The sequence below is a fragment of the Anoxybacillus amylolyticus genome (assembly GCF_001634285.1).
Taxonomy (GTDB): domain Bacteria; phylum Bacillota; class Bacilli; order Bacillales; family Anoxybacillaceae; genus Anoxybacteroides; species Anoxybacteroides amylolyticum.
This window is the reverse complement of sequence record NZ_CP015438.1, coordinates 1624870-1642741: the sequence shown is the minus strand read 5'-3', so window position 1 is coordinate 1642741 and position 17872 is coordinate 1624870. Positions and strand designations below refer to the sequence as shown.

Annotated in this window: 18 protein-coding genes and 1 pseudogene; 1 reads left to right on the top strand and 18 read right to left on the bottom strand. The window is 42.4% G+C overall.

Translation table 11 applies throughout. The annotated features are described in order from the left end of the window. Positions 1-20: 20 nt before the first annotated feature. The 3 genes from GFC30_RS08380 to GFC30_RS08370 all read right to left on the bottom strand — a co-directional run bounded on the left by GFC30_RS08380 (position 21) and on the right by GFC30_RS08370 (position 4137). Entirely contained in the window at positions 21-1268 is a 1248-nt protein-coding gene (locus GFC30_RS08380) for a dihydrolipoamide acetyltransferase family protein (RefSeq protein ID WP_066324242.1), read from the bottom strand. Positions 1269-1673: 405 nt separating this feature from the next. Continuing rightward, positions 1674-2750 carry a pyruvate kinase gene (gene pyk / locus GFC30_RS08375; RefSeq protein WP_066324239.1) on the bottom strand — a complete coding sequence of 359 codons (1077 nt, stop codon included), beginning with the start codon at positions 2748-2750 and terminating at the stop codon, positions 1674-1676. 187 nt (positions 2751-2937) lie between these two features. Next, positions 2938-4137: an MFS transporter gene (locus GFC30_RS08370; RefSeq protein ID WP_066324236.1), complete on the bottom strand. Its 1200-nt coding sequence runs from the start codon at positions 4135-4137 to the stop codon at positions 2938-2940. A 405-nt stretch (positions 4138-4542) separates the two neighbouring features. Between GFC30_RS08370 and GFC30_RS08365 the strand changes: the two genes are divergently transcribed. Beyond that, positions 4543-6096 carry a multicopper oxidase family protein gene (locus GFC30_RS08365; protein ID WP_066324233.1) on the top strand — a complete coding sequence of 518 codons (1554 nt, stop codon included), beginning with the start codon at positions 4543-4545 and terminating at the stop codon, positions 6094-6096. A 70-nt stretch (positions 6097-6166) separates the two neighbouring features. On the opposite strand, the gene copZ is transcribed toward GFC30_RS08365, so the two are convergent. The 15 genes and pseudogenes from copZ to ureE all read right to left on the bottom strand — a co-directional run bounded on the left by copZ (position 6167) and on the right by ureE (position 17867). Continuing rightward, positions 6167-6370 (bottom strand): copper chaperone CopZ, encoded by a 204-nt coding sequence (gene copZ / locus GFC30_RS08360; RefSeq protein WP_066324230.1) that lies wholly within the window; start codon positions 6368-6370, stop codon positions 6167-6169. Positions 6371-6391: 21 nt separating this feature from the next. Next, a complete protein-coding gene (locus tag GFC30_RS08355; protein WP_066327269.1) occupies positions 6392-8788 on the bottom strand; it encodes a heavy metal translocating P-type ATPase in 2397 nt (798 codons plus the stop codon). A gap of 17 nt (positions 8789-8805) precedes the next feature. Next, positions 8806-9117, bottom strand: coding sequence for a metal-sensing transcriptional repressor (locus tag GFC30_RS08350; RefSeq protein WP_066324228.1), 312 nt, complete (start codon positions 9115-9117; stop codon positions 8806-8808). 97 nt (positions 9118-9214) lie between these two features. Next, a complete protein-coding gene (locus GFC30_RS08345; RefSeq protein ID WP_066324225.1) occupies positions 9215-9415 on the bottom strand; it encodes an SHOCT domain-containing protein in 201 nt (66 codons plus the stop codon). Positions 9416-9439: 24 nt separating this feature from the next. Next, positions 9440-10168 (bottom strand): urease accessory protein UreH domain-containing protein, encoded by a 729-nt coding sequence (locus GFC30_RS08340; protein WP_066324223.1) that lies wholly within the window; start codon positions 10166-10168, stop codon positions 9440-9442. Positions 10169-10281: 113 nt separating this feature from the next. Continuing rightward, on the bottom strand, positions 10282-11256 hold the full coding sequence (locus tag GFC30_RS08335) for a F510_1955 family glycosylhydrolase (RefSeq protein WP_066324221.1): 975 nt from the start codon (positions 11254-11256) through the stop codon (positions 10282-10284). Between the two features lie 51 nt (positions 11257-11307). Then, positions 11308-11862, bottom strand: coding sequence for a TVP38/TMEM64 family protein (locus GFC30_RS08330; protein WP_066324220.1), 555 nt, complete (start codon positions 11860-11862; stop codon positions 11308-11310). Next, positions 11847-12521, bottom strand: coding sequence for a response regulator transcription factor (locus tag GFC30_RS08325; protein ID WP_066324217.1), 675 nt, complete (start codon positions 12519-12521; stop codon positions 11847-11849). The genes GFC30_RS08330 and GFC30_RS08325 overlap by 16 nt, the downstream gene beginning before the upstream one ends. Beyond that, positions 12499-13899 carry a sensor histidine kinase gene (locus tag GFC30_RS08320; RefSeq protein WP_066324215.1) on the bottom strand — a complete coding sequence of 467 codons (1401 nt, stop codon included), beginning with the start codon at positions 13897-13899 and terminating at the stop codon, positions 12499-12501. The genes GFC30_RS08325 and GFC30_RS08320 overlap by 23 nt, the downstream gene beginning before the upstream one ends. Before the next feature lie 366 nt (positions 13900-14265). Beyond that, positions 14266-14595, bottom strand: a pseudogene (locus tag GFC30_RS08315) (RHS repeat domain-containing protein); the annotation flags it as partial. Between the two features lie 54 nt (positions 14596-14649). After that, positions 14650-15276: an urease accessory protein UreH gene (locus GFC30_RS08310; protein ID WP_066324213.1), complete on the bottom strand. Its 627-nt coding sequence runs from the start codon at positions 15274-15276 to the stop codon at positions 14650-14652. A gap of 207 nt (positions 15277-15483) precedes the next feature. Then, positions 15484-16155, bottom strand: coding sequence for an urease accessory protein UreD (locus GFC30_RS08305; RefSeq protein ID WP_238583470.1), 672 nt, complete (start codon positions 16153-16155; stop codon positions 15484-15486). Continuing rightward, a complete protein-coding gene (gene ureG / locus GFC30_RS08300) occupies positions 16113-16727 on the bottom strand; it encodes an urease accessory protein UreG (RefSeq protein WP_066324212.1) in 615 nt (204 codons plus the stop codon). The genes GFC30_RS08305 and ureG overlap by 43 nt, the downstream gene beginning before the upstream one ends. Before the next feature lie 26 nt (positions 16728-16753). Beyond that, entirely contained in the window at positions 16754-17428 is a 675-nt protein-coding gene (locus GFC30_RS08295) for an urease accessory protein UreF (RefSeq protein ID WP_179946267.1), read from the bottom strand. Continuing rightward, positions 17418-17867, bottom strand: coding sequence for an urease accessory protein UreE (gene ureE / locus GFC30_RS08290; protein WP_066324210.1), 450 nt, complete (start codon positions 17865-17867; stop codon positions 17418-17420). Before ureE ends, GFC30_RS08295 begins: the two co-directional genes overlap by 11 nt. Positions 17868-17872 lie beyond the last annotated feature (5 nt).

Genomic DNA, 17872 nt, shown 5'->3' with positions numbered 1-17872 from the left:
TTCCTTTCCCCCTCATTGCGTTATCGGACATCGAGTAAAAGTTGTTCCGGTTTTTCTAACACGCTAGCGACTGCCGCCATAAACCGCCCTGCTGGTTCTCCATCGATGACGCGGTGGTCAAAGGTTAACGAAATGCCCATCATATCTCGAATGACGATTTCTTCTCCGATGACGACTGGCTTTCGCTTTATCGCATGGACACCTAAAATTGCAACTTCTGGATAGTTAATAATCGGCGTCGCAAACCAGCCGCCGTTCGCCCCAGTGCTTGTAATCGTAAACGTACTTCCTTGCAGTTCATCGACACGAAGCGTATGGCGATGGGCTTTTTCCACCAATGCAGTAAGTTCTTCGGCAAGTTCACGGATCGATTTTTGGTCGGCATGGCGAATGACCGGAACGACAAGCCCTTCTTTTGTCGCGGTGGCAATCCCGATATGATATTCTTTTTTCAGTACGATTTCGTTCGTTTCTTCATCAAGCGTTGCGTTAAACAGCGGGTGTTCCTTTAACGCACGCGTGACCGCTTTAATGACAAACGGCAAATACGTAAGCTTTATCGATAGCTGATTCATTAAACTTGTCCGAATGTCGACAAGCGTTGTTACATCGACTTCGTCCATTCCGGTGACATGGGGGGCAGTATAGAATGATTTCACCATTTTCTCTGCAATTTTTTTCCGCAAGCCACGCATCGGGAGGCGTTCTTCCGTTTGTTTTAGCGGGGACATCGGCGGCTCTATTGTTTCTAGCGCAGGGGCGGCCGCAGCCGCTGCTCGCTCGGTTACATACCGCTCTAAATCGGCAGCGACGATCCTCCCGCCTTCGCCTGTTCCTTTCACGTCTTCAATCGGAATGCCCATCTCCCGTGCCCGTTTTCGAACAGACGGCGCCGCAATCACGTGCTTTTTCCAGTGAACGGCAAGGTGTGCGGTCGCTTGGAGCGATGCAGAGGAAGCTCCTTCCTGTTGAGGCGTAGACGGTGCGGCCGCTTGAGGCGGCGCAAATTGTGCAACCGCTTCCATTTTTTCCTGCATATCGACGATGATCAGCGGCTCTCCTACTTTCACCACTTTTCCTTCAGGTCCAGCAAGGGCAATGATTTTCCCCGCAACAGGGATGGAAATTTCGACCGTTGCTTTATCTGTCTGGATTTCTGCAATTGGCTGATCGATCGTGACTTCTTCTCCTTCTTGAACGAGCCATCGAACAATCTCTGCTTCATGCAGCCCTTCGCCGATGTCCGGCAGTTTAAATTCGTAGCGCATCGACATCGTCTCCTTTTCTTTTTTAATCGAACATAATGCCATGGAAGTTCATAGATGTGGGCATGCATTCTAGATGTGAGGACGGTGTAGAAGCAGTTGTTTTTTCGGTAAAATAAAAAAGTCGGAATATTCTGAATGATACATTTATCATAACGGGCATTTTCTTCCACGTCAACCTCTATCTTTTAGACATTTTTCGCGAAAAAACGCGCTGCTAGCGCTTAGGATAATATTATTGTGAAATATATTTTGGTGACGATGACGCTAACCGTTGAATATGTCAACCTTTTCATCATCCAAACTAGAGGATATAAAGCTCTGAAGGTTGAAAATAGGGATGTATTGTTGAGAAGTAATGGTTTTTAGGTAAATATCGTAATAAAAAATCCTACCATAAAAACATGGTTAGGATTTAAAAAAGTACGCTTCTATTAAATTCAGCATATCTTTAAAGTCAAACGGCGCTTCGCTTTTCAGCTTTTCAGCAAATGAGCTAATCGTTTGTAATACGGTCACGCTTTCAATCGGATGCTTTCCTGTTGCGCTTTCTGCGGATAGCATTACTGCGTTCGTGCCGTCGAGCACCGCTTGAAAAATGTCAGTCACTTCGGCGCGCGTCGGCTTTTCTTGCTCAACCATCGACTGCAACATTTGTGTAGCTGTAATGACATACGTATGAAATCGATTGCATTCATAAATCATCGCCTTTTGTAAAAGCGGAACCCACGCCAATGGCAGTTCGACTCCTAAATCGCCGCGCGCCACCATAATTCCGTCTGCTGCCTCGCGAATGGCTTGGAAGTTTTTCACCGCTTCTAACGTTTCTATCTTGGCGATGATCATCGGCTTTTTCGTGTTATTCATTGAAGCGATGAACTGGTGGACTTCATGCAAATGAACCGCTTCTCGAACGAATGAACACGCAACCATATCTACTTCTTCACGCAACAAAAATTCCAAATCGCGCTCATCTTTTTTCGTCAAAGCTGGCAATGATATTTTAGTCCCTGGCAAGTTGACACTTTTTCGACTCCCGATCGGCCCACCGATGATCACTTCTGTTTCGATTTCTTGTTCTCCTATTCTTTTGACGACCAATTCCACCGCTCCATCATTTAACAAAATTTTTGCCCCGACTGTGACGTCTTTCACCATTTGCTCATAGTCTACCCTTGCTTCTTTGTCTGTCCCAATGCAATCAGTCGTGCGCAACGTAAACCGTTGTCCTTTTTGTAATACGACGGTGCCGCTTTGTATGTCGCCTAACCGAATTTTCGGTCCTTGCAAATCCCCTAATATTTTTACTTTCTTTCCTAATTGTTTATTTAACGAGCGAACCGTTTCGATGACCTTTTGATGGTTACACTGTTCCCCGTGCGATAAATTGAGTCTTACAACCGTCATTCCATGCTCCATTAACGCTTGAATCATGTCCCGGCGATTCGTCGCTGGTCCAATGGTGCAAATGAGATCGATTGCCATCTTTTCATCTCCTCTTTCAGAAAAATTTTCCTTTAGTTTGCCGCGATATCCCGTTTGTTAAACAAAATTTCTGCACAAAAAAAGACGAACGGGACGGAAACCCGTTCGGAAAAGGCATGGGCAGCCGACAAACTAAGCGTTACTGACTACGGCAAAAAAGATACCCTCGCTAGTTGTCCAGTACTTGCTATGCAGCTATATTTCTGTCACTGACACTTCTCGACCATATTTTTCTCAAAGGCACCACTAAAAGGAGGTAAACAGAGCCAAAGAGTGCGAAACTGATAGCCAAAATTTTTTGCGGATCGGTATAAGCATGTAGCACCAAGAACAAGATAATTCCGATCATCCGCCCCAATCCTAAAGGAATTTCACGAATAACAATATAATCTAAGCGTCGTTCTTGATAGGCTGGATCTTTTTCGATCGAAGCATACGTCCACGCATTAAACGTTGTTGTAAGGAGATTGAACCCAATCGTCGAGAGAATTGTATAAACAACGAGAATGGAAAATTCTTGTTTCAAGCTGAGTGCAACCGATGATACGCAAAGCAGCAACGCTCCGGCAGTATAAATGTTCAATCGCCGTTCAGGGTTAGAAAATCTAGACAACACAAATGAAGTAAGCATCCCCATCAAAGAGGCAAAAGTAGCAAATCCGCCAAGGGCAAACTCGCTTTTTAAGATCGAATAAGACATCATCGTCACAAGAAATGTTGAATACGTTCCTTCGACTACACCGGAGCCCATAGTCACCCAATACATCCCTTTCCATTCTCGAGATGGATTTTTCCACACTTCAAGCAACTGGGATTGCTTCGATACTTGTTTTCCTTTCAACCTAAAGGACATTAGCACAACCACTAAAAACCAAAGAAGGGTCATGCTAAAAACTAGATAATACCCTTTCATCCCTGCGTAACGTTCAATGAAATATCCTGCCAACATCGGAGCGAGCATTCCGCTCACGCTATTTAAAAGATTTCCTACATAAAGAAATCGATCCCGCTCTTGGTCTTCCGTACTGTCCAAAGATTGCATATGCATTCCAATGGCAAAAAAACTCGCGCCTAATCCCATCAAACACCCAATCTCATAAATATGCGCCGGACTTTGTTCTTGATAAAACAATACGAAACCAAAGGTCAAAATAAAAAAGATAACGCCCAAACGCAAACTCGCCATCGGTGTTTTTTTGCGAGCATAAGAAGCACAAAGCGGAAAACTGACTAAAATGACAAAAGACCAAATGAAACTGTACTTGGCCAAAAAAATGTACGATGAGTTCAACTTCCAAAGAAATACGTTGATGAACGTATTAGACATCCCGAATGCAAACGTAAAAAATGCCATCATCCACAAATATAATCGAGCTTCTTTTGTCATTTCCCTATACCTTCCTAGCAATAAAAGTTGACTTGAAACCATTCGTCTGCTCTATAATATTATGTAACAAAAGAACGAATCCGCTGTTATAGATACCTTCCATCCTCCTTTTCTCCGCTTCATGGAATCGATTTCATTTTTTCGTTGAATAGCACACGGGAACACGTACACCGCATTCCCAATCAAAAAAAACAGCTATTCAAACACACTACTATACCCTTATTATAGTATTTAGTAAAACATATCTGGAAAAATACATCAAGATCTCTTCATAACATACGCGATAGCGGAGGGAAAACGTCTAAAAAACGAGTTGTTTCCTAGCTTTTCTCCATACATTTTGCACATTTATTTTTTATGATGATGTTACTATGACTTACATCACAAGTTTATGGAGGGAAAGCGATGAAGAAATTATTGTTAGGAACTGTTTTGGCGGGAGTTGTTGCGATTGGTGCAGCTTGCTCAAATAATTCTTCGATGCAAGGACACGACATGTCCAACATGAATATGAAAAAAGAAAATACTTCTAACGAATCCAGTAAGCAGCAATTACCTTTGGCAACCGATACAGAAGTGTTATCCGGGAAAGAGATTCACCTTACTGCGAAGGAAGCGTTATTACAAATCAACGATCAAGTCAAACTCCCGGTATACACGTATAATGGATCTGTACCCGGTGCGCAAATTCGTGTGAAGCAAGGGGATAAGGTGAAAATTGTTTTAAAAAATGAATTGCCAGAACCGGTTACGATTCACTGGCACGGCTATCCTGTTCCAAATAATCAAGATGGAGTACCGGGTGTCACGATGGATGCCATTAAACCGAGTGAAACGTTTACGTATGAATTTACGGCAACTGTACCGGGAACGTATTGGTATCATTCTCATCAAAAAAGCGCAGAGCAAGTGGACAAGGGATTATACGGTACATTAATCGTAGAACCGAAAAATGAGGAAAAAGTTGATCGAGATTATACACTTGTGTTAGATGAATGGATGAGCGACCCGAACGCAGAAAGCAATATGAACATGAATATGAGCGGCATGGATCATAGCAATATGAATATGAGCAATATGGGACATAACATGAATATGTACGATATTTTCACGATAAACGGAAAAAGCGGAACGTCTATCAAACCGTTAAAAGTGAAAAAAGGCGAAAAAGTACGGCTTCGTCTTGTCAATGCAGGGTACATGTCCCACAAGCTTCATTTGCATGGACATGAGTTTAAAATTGTCGCAACAGACGGGCAACCGTTAAAAGATCCGCAACCAATCAAAGATGAACTGTTGAATATCGCTCCGGGTGAGCGCTACGACATTGAGTTTATCGCCAATAACCCGGGTGAATGGTTACTAGAATGTCACGGCAATATGAAAGGTACCAATGGCATGAAAGTGAAAATTCAATACGAAGGACAAGCAAACAATACGGACAAAGCAAATGCAAAAGAAAACCTTCCTGTTGTGGATATGACCACATATGGAAAATATGAAACAGGTCCATTTACGTTAGACCAAAAATATGATGTAGAGTACACAATGGATTTAGGAACGGCCATGGGCAAAAATGGCATGATTTTCACGATTAATGGGAAAACGCATCCTAACACAGCGCCGATCAATGTGAAGACAGGAGATTTAGTAAAAGTAAAAATAGTGAACAATTCACCGATGGATGTCCATCCGATGCATTTACACGGACATTTCTTCCAAGTGTTAAGCAAAAACGGTAAGCCAGTCACAGGCTCTCCATTGATGAAGGATTCCTTAAATGTAAACCCTAGTGAAGAATATGTCGTCGCATTTAAAGCGGATAATCCGGGAAATTGGATGTTCCATTGCCATGACTTGCACCATGCCTCAGCGGGAATGGTGACAGAAATCAAATATGCCGATTACAAATCGGACTATACTCCAGATCCGAATGACACAACGAATAAAGGGGAATAACGATTTATCGTAGTAAGTAAAAGAGGCTGAATTCAAAAGGTCAACAACCTTTTGAGACAGCCTCTTTATGTTACTTCACATCATATCCTTGCTCTTCAATCGCTTCTTTCAATTTTTCTACGCTTACCTTTGTTTCATCATAATCCACATCAACCGTACCTTCTTGCAAATGCACCTCTACACGGCTGACGCCATCTAACTCCTGAAGTGCATTCGTCACAGCCGCTTTGCAATGTCCGCATGTCATTCCTTGTACACGTAATGTAATCGTCATCATCCATTCCTCCTAAAATGTTTATATTTTCACGCGTTTCAAACGAAGCGCGTTTGTCACAACGGATACAGAGCTAAATGCCATCGCTGCCCCAGCGATCCATGGTTCCAACAGTCCGAGAGCGGCTACAGGAATGCCAACTGTATTATAGAACAAAGCCCAGAACAGATTTTGCCGAATGTTTTTCATCGTTTTGCGGCTTAACTCAATCGCTTTCGGAATATGGGCTAAATCCCCACCGACCAAGGTAACATCGGCCGTTTCAATCGCGACATCCGCTCCTGTGCCAATCGCCATCCCAATATCCGCTTTCGCAAGAGCTGGAGCGTCATTAATTCCATCACCGACCATCGCCACTCGTTTCCCTTGCTTTTGCAATTCCTCGACGATGTTCGCTTTGTCTTCCGGAAGCACCTCTGCATAGACATGATCGATACTGACTTGTTTAGCGATCGCTTCCGCTGTCCGTTTATTGTCTCCCGTTACCATGTACACTTCGATACCCATTTGTTTTAATGTTTGAATTGCTTCTTTGGAGCTTTCTTTTACCGTATCCGCGACAGCGATGATGCCGGCAAGCTGTCCATCGATGGCAACGAGCATCACTGTTTTCCCTTGTTTTTCAAGCTCTACCATTTTATCTTCATGCACAGAAATCGCTACAGAGCGTTCCTTCATCAATTTTCGCGTCCCAATAAGGATGCTTTTTCCGTCAATGACAGCTTCAATTCCGTGGCCGGTAATGGCGGAGAAGTGCTCCAATGGCTTCATCGAAATCGCTTGTTTCTTCCCGTATTCGACAATCGCATGAGCCAACGGATGTTCCGAAGCGCTCTCGGCCGAAACGGCATAGTCGAGCATGTTTTCTTGGAATTGTAACACATCTGTCACTTCTGGTTTTCCTTTTGTCACTGTTCCTGTTTTATCGAGTAATACGGCATTGATTTTATGCGTTCCCTCTAGGTACTCACCTCCTTTAAAGAGAATTCCCTGTTCTGCCCCTTTGCCTGTACCGACCATAATCGATGTCGGCGTGGCAAGACCGAGCGCACAAGGACACGCAATGACGAGAACGGCGATAGCCACCTCAAGCGCTTTTGCCAAATCACCCGGCGCAACAAAGAAGTACCAGATCATGAATGCAACAACCGCGATTCCTACAACAATCGGTACGAAAATACCGGCCAGGACATCAGCCATCCGCTGAATCGGAGCTTTCGAACCTTGCGCCTCTTCGACGATTTTAATGATATTGGCAAGTGCTGTATCTTTCCCTACCTTTTCTGCGCGAATGGTCAGTACACCATTTGTATTCATGGTTGCCCCGATCACATAGTCGCCTTCCTTCTTATCAACCGGAATCGATTCACCGGTAATCATCGATTCGTCTACGGAAGATGCTCCGGCGATGACAGTACCGTCTACAGGGATTTTTTCTCCTGGCTTGACGAGGATCATATCACCGATCACCACTTCCTCCAGCGGAACTTTTATTTCTTCCCCATTACGAATGACAGTCGCTTCTTTTGCCTGCAGGCCGAGCAGCTTAGAAATGGCTTCTGTTGTTCGCCCTTTCGCAAGAGCTTCAAAGTATTTGCCGACAAGCACAAGCGTAATCAAGACGGCACTCGTTTCAAAATATAATCTTGGCATATATTCAGGATTCCCAAGCGTCCGAAAAGCTTCATACAAGCTGTAAACGTACGCGGCCGATGTTCCAAGCGCCACTAGGACGTCCATGTTCGCGCTCTTATTTCGTAACGCCCGATACGCCCCGACATAGAAAGGACCGCCGATGTAAAACTGAACGGGTGTAGCTAAAAGAAGCTGGAACCACGGATTCATCAAGAGATGCGGCATCGGCAAGCCTATATCAAACGGCATATGGGCAAGCATCGTATAAAGCAGCGGCAACGATAAGATGATAGAAATAGCGAGTTGCCGTTGTTTTTGTTTAAGCAACTCTTCTTTCCGGCCAGCATCGTCTTGTTCTTCGTTTCGAATTTGCCCTTTGTACCCAAGTTTTTTGATTTTCTCTAAAATATCTTCGACAGATGTAACGCCTTCCTTGTATTCGACAACCGCACTGTTTGTCGCCAAGTTTACAGCAGCGCTTGTAACACCTTCCATCCGATTTAACCCTTTTTCAATCCGTGTCGCACATGCCGCACATGTCATTCCTTCAATATCGAGCGTCACCTTTTCTGTCGCAACGCCATACCCCAACTTTTCAATTTTTGCTTCAATGTCCGCAATGGTATATTTATTCGGGTCGTATTGAACGGTCGCTTTTTCCATCGCTAAATTGACAGTCGCTTCAACACCGTCCATTTTATTCAACACTTTTTCAATGCGGGCAGAACAAGCAGCACATGTCATGCCGGTCACTCTAAGTGTCACATGCTTTTGTTCACTCATCATGCTTCCCACTCCTCTCACTTTGAGAACTGTTTAATAACATCCATTAATTCGCGAATGGATTCTTCTCCGCTTCCTTCGCGGATCGCTTTAGACACACAATGGCTGACATGACGTTCTAACAAGTTCAGTCCTACTTTATTTAACGCTGCCGTGATCGCTGAAATTTGAACTAAAATATCAATACAATAACGATTGTCCTCCACCATTTTTTGCACACCGCGCACTTGGCCTTCAATGCGTTTTAAGCGATTCACAATTTTTTCAATTTCTTCTTCCGTGCGCGGAATCATTTTTTTATCCATATGTTGATCTTCACAATGGTTCATCAAGTATCACCTCTTCAATTACATTATACCGGTAATGGGTATATAAAGCAATGAAAGAGATGGTTGACGCCATCATGATCAACCATTTTTTCATCATCTATTCACATTTTTTCAATAGTTGTTCAAACTCTTCCAAAGAAATCTCTCCTTTGGCTAATCGTACTTTCAATATTTCCAGCGGAGAGAGTTCTTCTTTACGATCATGGATAAAACGATATAAAAGATAAAAACCAACGGCGATTAATACAACCCAAAATAACATGATCCCAACCATCATGAAAGAACCTCCAAACATCATTGAGTTTCCCTCCTTTTCCTAACTTTAAAACCAATAAGTGATCGTATCTAATATACCAAGTAAAACCATCACGATTCCGGCTGTTTTTTGAACAATCCTCCCTACCTGCCTTCCTTTTTTCATCAGAGTGCCGCTAAATCCTAAGTACCAAAGGACAAAGATAAAGAAAATAACAGGTACAGAAGTTCCAACGGCAAAGATGCTCGGTAATAGCACCCCATAAGACGTTGAATAGACGAGAGGCATGAGAGTGACAAAAAACAGCACAAACATCGTTGGACAAAAAGCTAATGAAAAGCCAAATCCCATGAAAAACGAACCGATTTTTCCTTTTCGCCATCTCTCAGGCACTTTGAACAAGGTAACGTTCCAATACATTTTAAAAAGCCCAAACAAATATAAGCCTACAAGAATGAGAATGGGACCAACGAGCTTTCTTAACCACGGAAAATACAATGTTAGCGTACTTTGAATCTCTTTCCCCATGAGCCAGACAATCAAGCCTAAACCGGAAAAAGCAACGATTTTACCGAAAATAAATAAAAGCAACTCTTTCCAAGCCATTCCTTTTTGCAAAGACTGATTACTGTATAATGTGATCGCTCCTAAATTACCAGTGAGTTGACACGGAGCCATCGCTCCCACTATTCCAAGGAGGAAAGCTGACAAAATAGGAATCGCTGTCATGCTATTTGCCATATTGAGAAACGGTTGACTTAGAAGGTTACTGACTTGACTCAAGAACGAATACACCCTTCTTCTCACCTTCTTCTTTATCTGATGTATACATTGTAGCAGTGAATTTTGCAGAAATTGTGGAGCGATATATTTTCAGTAAGCAAAAAGACATGCACCCGCATGTCTTTTTATATTTTCCCTTTCGATGCTAGTTTTGTCCAGATTGCACCGTTATTTTTTGTCATGAAAATATCCCCGTTCGTCGTCGCAATCACTATTTCGTTGTCATTTGCTGGATTAGAAGTGATATACATGATATGATCTTTTTCGTCCAATGCAGGAACGGAAAGAACTTCCTCTTGTTTTGTGTCTAGTGATTGTTTGATTAGGATAGGCTTATCGTTCTCTACAGCTGCAAATACAATGGATTTTTCTTGGAACGCAAACGTCGTCGTATTGATTTTTCGAGTGAACCGTTCAAACGTATTCCCATTATCTCTTGAAACAAAAATTCCTTCCGATGTACTAATTCCAACCATACTTTCATCCGTTGGGTGGGCAGCAATCGTTCCCGCTGCAGTTTGCGGCAAGCCGTTCAATTGACTTGGCGACCACGTTTTCCCGTCGTCTTTACTGTAAAATACCCCTTGTCCGAGCGTTTTGTTTTCTTCTTGGTTCACAACATAAATGGTATGGCTTTTATAGCCAACGGTCATATAATGAAAATCAGATTCTTTATAAAATCCTAAATTCATCAATGTTTGTCCATTATCAAAACTTTTCACGAGACCAAGTGGATTTCCTAAAGATGAACCTTCTTCCGGATGCCCTGATGAATAAAAGCCGTCGTCTGTAGCCGAAAAGCCCATATAATCATGCTTATTAGAAATCGTTTCATACCACTTATTATTTTGGTAAACGAATAAACCTTCATGTGTAGCAAAGTAAATCGCATGTTGGTTGCCTGCATAACCGATTCCATGTAAATGCTCGATCTTTCCTTCTTTTTTTTCTTTAAAGAAAGGATTATTGGTAACAGATACATTCGACTTTGCTTGTTCTTTGCTTGTAATAAAGGCTTGCTCTTTTTCGTTGGATGATGAACAAGCGCTTAGAAGAAGAATGGATGATGTAATGATGATTGCTTTCGTCATTTTTGTCATGGTCAACTCTCCTTTGTATAATTTAGATTTCGCACATTCTTTTTCATTCGTTTAAGCCTTTTTTCGAGTGATTTTCTTCCAAGTAAATATAAATAAAAAAGCAGATACAAGCGTCAGTATCACTTTCCCTTGCCATGTCCCATTCATCACTTGATACACCGAATATGCCTCTAACAAAAGTGCTGGCAGCTTTCCGAGCGAGCTGGCGACCAGAAAAAGAAGGAGTGACATGCGTCCAATCGCTGCCACAAACGTCACAAGCCCCGACGGAACAAAAGGAAGAAGACGCAAAGACAAAACAAGAGAAAAGGCTTCTGTCCCTTCTGCCTCAAGCAAACGTTTCACTTTCGGATCGGAAAGCCATTTCGTTTCCGAAAGTTTGCGAAATCCTTTTCGATATAACAAGAATGACACAATCGCACCAACTGCTTCTCCGATAAACGATAAAAACGTGCCTTGCCAAAAACCAAATACCGCCAAGTTAGCTGCCGTAAGAAAGACGCTCGGGACAATGCCTAAAATACTAATCGCGATATTGATCGCAATGCTGAGAAGAAAAGCGATCGATGGATACGTATGAAATAAAGCAATTACTTGCTCTTCCATTTATATCCGACTCCCCAAACCGTTTGCAAAAACTGATCAATCGGAAAACCAGCTTGACGGAGCTTTTCGCGAATATTTTTCACATGCGAATCAATTGTCCGTTCTTCTGTATTGGCGTTATACCCCCATAATGTCACGATCAGTTGCTCTCGGCTAAATACTCGGTTTGGATTTTTGAGAAAAAGTCCTAAAATTGCAAACTCTTTTGGCGTGAGAAAAATATCGTGCCCGGCATATTGGGCTTTATGTTGTGCCTCATCCCAAACTAAGCCGTGAAACTCGAGTTTCGCTTGTTTTCCTACAGACCGGCGCAATACCGCTTCGATCCGAGCGAGCAGCTCAGATTCGTCAAATGGTTTTGTAATATAATCATCTGCTCCGATTTTCAACCCTTGGACAACATCTGTCGTTTCCCCTCTTGCTGTTACCATAATAATTGGGACATTCGAAAACTCTCTTATTTGTTTGCACGTTTCCCATCCGTCCATCTCTGGCATCATCACATCCAGCAACACAAGGTCTGCTTTATTATTTTCTAAATAGCGAATCGCCGCTACTCCTGACTCGCATTTGACACAACGGTACCCTTTCGGTGCAAGATACAGCTCTAATAAATCTAACATTCGTTTTTCGTCATCAACCAATAAAATCGTATACATCATCATCCCCCCTTGGCAATGTAATGATCATGTTTGTCCCTTTTCCGAATTGGCTCGTTGCGGAAATCGAACCGCCGTGCGCTTCGACAATTTCTTTGGCAATCGACAGACCTAACCCTGTGCCCCCGCCTGTTCGCGACCGTGATTTATCCACCCTGTAAAATCGTTCAAAAACATAAGGCAAATCTGCTTCAGGAATTCCTATTCCTTCGTCGGAAATCATAATCATCACGTTCTTTTTCTCCATTCTTACATCAATGGAAACGGTAGAACCTTGATGAGAATATTTTAACGCATTGTCTAAAAGATTCATCATCACTTGTTCAAACCGCTGTTGATCGATATGGACGGTAATGTTTTCCTCACAGCGGTAGACAAGAGACATATTTTTCGTCTGAAAAGCAGGATACATCTTCTCGTATATTTTTTTCAAAAAAAGGCATAGTGGAGTTGGCTCTTTCTGGATTTGAAACGAATGTTGATCCATTTTCGCAAGCTCAAACAAGTCTTTCACTAATTTTTGCATATGCTCTGCTTCTTCATAAATAATGGACAAATATTTCGCTCTTTCTTCCTCCTCGATAGTTGGCCTTCTCGCGATGTCTGCATATCCTTTGACGTACGTGAGCGGAGTACGAAGCTCATGAGAAATACTGGCGAGAAATTCGTTTCTTTCTTTTTTTAAGTATTCTAAATCCCTTGCCAATGTTTGAATCGCTTTTCCTAACTGTGCCAACTCATCTTCTCCTTTTACTTGCAGGCGGACAGAAAAGTCCCCCTTGCTCAGTTTTTCGGTCGCTTGTTTCATCCGAATGAGCGGAATCGTAATGACTCTTGATAAAAAAGCAATCGTCATAATGGTCAAAAAGACGGAAAGAATGCCTACGACTAGAAAATGATGTTTTAGCTTATCAATCATGTTTTGAATGGAAGCCGTCCGCTGAAACATATATACATATCCTCTTGTCTTGCCGTCCATCCGAATCGGGCTTGCGGTGGCGATATACGACTCCTTTTTCCAGTTGTTTTGCACGACCATCCCGCTGTGAGGAATGTGGCGGACATCGACAGACGGAATGAGTTTTTTCGCAAACGGCAAAATGTGATCGGAAAAATACAAAATCTTCCCTTTCGCATCTGTAATGACCACATCCGTCTCCGCTTCCGACTCCATCATGACGACATGTTCTAACGTAGAAGGGTGATAGCTTTTTTCCAATACATCGCGGTGATTGTTCCCTCTTGCCAGCAACTGCTCAAATTCTTCATTGATTCTTGCGTTCACAAGTGTCACATATAACGACGCAAATAACACCGTTTCGATTCCTAGCACAAAGACAAAAAACAATAGCCCTAGCTTAAACGAAAGTTTTCGCACGTTTGTCCCTTCCTTATAAGAACTCATTATTAGCGCTTTTATTTTACAACATAAATTTGCAGAATCGATGGATTTTATGTAACAGTTAAAAATACACACTAATATTATCTTGCAAATATCATAAAACAATAGGCAGACGAAAAAACACTGTAGTTTTAAGCCTACAGTGTTTCAATAACTGATCTTTACATCATATATCCTTGTTACACCATTTGATCCATATTTTTAGTACTTTTACATTGTTCATACATTTTTTGTAATTGTTCCTCTGAAAAATTTTTGTCGCAAATGCTCGTCCTCCCTCAGTTCAAGAACCCCCCTTGAACCAAAAGAGGGCTTACCTTCCTCCCACAAACATTTTACTCGTACGACGTTGAGGCTGTCGCCTTGGTAGTGGTAGTTCATCACGACGCCATTCACGTTCTTTTGAATGCGGCGGCGGTCTTCATCATATTTGTACGTCACAAACGGCGTGCTTTCGCCTTTTCTTGTGATAGCGACAAGCTGATCGGCTTCGTTCCATTCATATTGGTACTCACCATCTTCGGTCTGATTGCCGTTCGCATCGTACGTGATCGTTTCATCGCCGAAACGGGTCAATTGATTCGCTGCATTATAATCGGCCGTGATCGTCGTGGATAGTCCGTCTTTCGTTTTGATGATTTGCTTGCGATTGCCGAATCCATCGTACGTATACGCTTCGTCTTGAACGATGGTATTTTGGTTCAAGGCGTTGTGATAGACATCATATTAAACAATGATTTCACTACTTATATGATATATGTAATATAAACCATATGCGATACTAATCAACGAAACGGCTTTAATGGTGAATTGGTAAACCATTTGTTTATGTTTCATCCAAATAAATGGTAAACCGAGAAATGTCGTAAATAACATCATTCCCATAATCGTTCCGACGCCGAATATCAATATAAATAATATCGCTTGCAACCGTGTATCGACAGTCGTTAACGTCAAAAGCACCATTCCGGCGCTGCCGGCTAACCCGTGAACAATACCAATCACTGTCGATTTCACATGAAGATGGGTTATGCTTACTTCCTTTTGACTAGAAACAACATTCGATGACCGAAAACTCGTAATCCCTAAAACGACGATCATCACTCCAACCGCTAGTTCCAGCCACATCGCTGCGGTTTCCGGTATTTGTTGTTCCAGCCCGATCACGATCATCCCCACAACAAATAATGTTGCGGTGTGGCCAATTCCCCAAAAAATCCCTGCGAGCGACGAAAGCGAAAGCTTCTTCGTTCGACTGGCAATCGTTGATACAGCAATGACATGGTCTGGCTCTGTGGCATGTTTGAGACCTAAAACAAATCCAAAAAACAATGTCGGCCATACGGTGCTCACTAATGTTTCAACCCCTTCTCTTTTTAGTACTTCCTTAAAAAAATCGGTCCTTCCTGAAAACATTCCCCCCGAATCAATTGGTGGATAAGTTGAAAAATAGCCTCAATGATGTACGTTTCGCGGGCTAAAATACGAACAACAAGCCCCGGAACGATCGGAGTGGACCATCCGAAATGGGCTTCGTTAGGGAAATGCGCTGCAATCTTTTCAAATTTTTTTAAGAACATCCTTTGTGATCAAAGGACTAACGACAAAAAGAGATCCAATATAAGTATAACTTTCCATTTGAAAAATGTCAGTAATTCCTTTACTTGGTTCTAAATAAAGGTGATCGAATAACTTTAAATGACCTTCATAATAGATCTTTAGTTTCGAACGAATCCAATCGTAGCGAAACAACTCGCCGCTTTCTGACCATCCAGGCGTTATAATGTCTCCATATATAAACGTCGCGCTTTCTTTCATATACACAGTCGTCTCTTGATAAAATTTCGCTTTTTCATAAGCGATAACCGGATCAGGGAAAAATTCGAGCACGCTTTGATCATCAAGGGAAAACAATGTATATTGTTCTACCGGCGTCTTCACCGTCTTATAAATTTTCGTTGCCGACTGCGTTGTCACAATCATCCTTGCTTGTTTTTGCAAAGAGATCTCCGTCTTATATCGGTCTCCGTCGACATACCCTCCTCCTACATGCATCAAATAAATCGTTGGCTGGGAAGGGTGAAGATAGATGGGCCGGGCTAGCTTAAAAGCCCCTTCATAATAGCAATCAGAAACAATCGTACGGCCATTTTTCTCCGCGGCCGTACATTGCAACAAGCCCGACCAGTTCATTCCTCTAACCCTACCAATAATACTTGTTTTTTCATCCATTCGACCACTTCATCCAATCCAATTTCTTCCTTCAAATTTGTAAAAATAACTGGTTTCGTTCCACGTGCCGCTTTTGCATCTCTTTCCATCACTTCTAAACTAGCCCCGACATAAGGGGCAAGATCAATTTTATTAATCACTAATAGATCGGATTTAATCATTCCTTGTCCGCCTTTACGCGGGATTTTTTCTCCTTGCGCCACATCGATGACATAAATCGAAAAGTCAACGAGCTCCGGGCTGAACGTAGCGGCCAAATTATCGCCGCCACTCTCAATAAAAATAATCTCAACATCCGGATGTCGCCTTTTCAACTCATCAATTGCCGCAAAATTCATCGAAGCATCTTCACGAATGGCGGTATGCGGGCATCCCCCTGTTTCCACCCCGATAATCCGCTCTTCCGGCAATACGCTATGTTTCACTAAAAACTGCGCATCTTCCTTTGTGTATATATCATTCGTTACAACGGCGATGCTGAACTCACGATGCATCGCCCTCGTCAGCTTTTCAACAAGCATCGTTTTTCCGGCACCAACCGGGCCTCCAATTCCAATTCTTACTGGTTCCATCTTTTATTCCATCTCCTTTTTTAACATTAAGACATAAATAAGCGGACGGAAAGCTGCTCATGCTGCATTTGGGCAATTTCCAGCCCCGGCGTTACAGCCCCTAAATCTTCTTCGGTTAAAGCATCAATGGTTTGAACCGCTTCAACTAGATAAGGTTGGACAAAAACGAGCAGCTTTTGCCCGTCGGTTTGACCGAGCGGAATGCCGCGAACCGCATTTTGAACAAGCGTTTGGACAGATGTATATAAATACGATAAAACCGTTATATCTTTCGGGATTTTTAAATGATCACATACAATCGCAAACACAATGGCTGGATGAATGTAATCTCGCTTTTCTTTATCATCGTTCCATATCTCAAAAGGATAAATTTCACGGCAAAGCTTCCACATTCGTTCCCCGATCATTCGTGTTCCTTCTCTCGTTTCTCTCGCCAAACAAAGCGCAGCCAATATTTCATTTAACCGCCATACATCGTCTTTTGATTGTTTCTGTAAAAAATCATACGTTAAGCGGCATGCCAAGCCGTCTATATACGTTAATTGCGTTCGAATATAAGCACAAAGCGCCTCACGGAACGTTTTCTCGTTGTTGATTTTTTCGTTGTAAATGTACGTTTCAAATCCAAAGGAGTGCGAAAATGCTCCAGAAGGAAAATTGGAATCGCATAGTTGCAATAAAGGCAATAGCTTATCCAGCATGGCTATGTCCTATATGGCGAAATGCTTGCTTTACTTTTCGCTTTTCCCGTTGATACGGAATATGTAGCTGTTTTAAAAGCTCCTCTACTAGGTAGTCGTACTGAACGAGCATTTCTTCTCCTTCGAATTGTGCAGGCAAATGGCGGTTCCCAAGCTGATGCGCAATTTCCCCCATCTGCTTGATCGATGTCGGGCGAATGACCAACAAGTCATCAGGAAGAACGCTGACAACGATCATGTTTTTCTCATCCATGAATAAAATATCGCCATCGGTTAATTCCTTTGCCTCTTGTAAACGAATGCCTATTTCGGTTCCATGATCCGTCACCACTCGTTGAATCCGTTTCACTAAATCATCACTATTCATATATACACGTTCCGTGTGTGGCGGGAAATGATCTAATGTTCGGATATTTCCAATAATTTTTTCAACAATCATGTTTG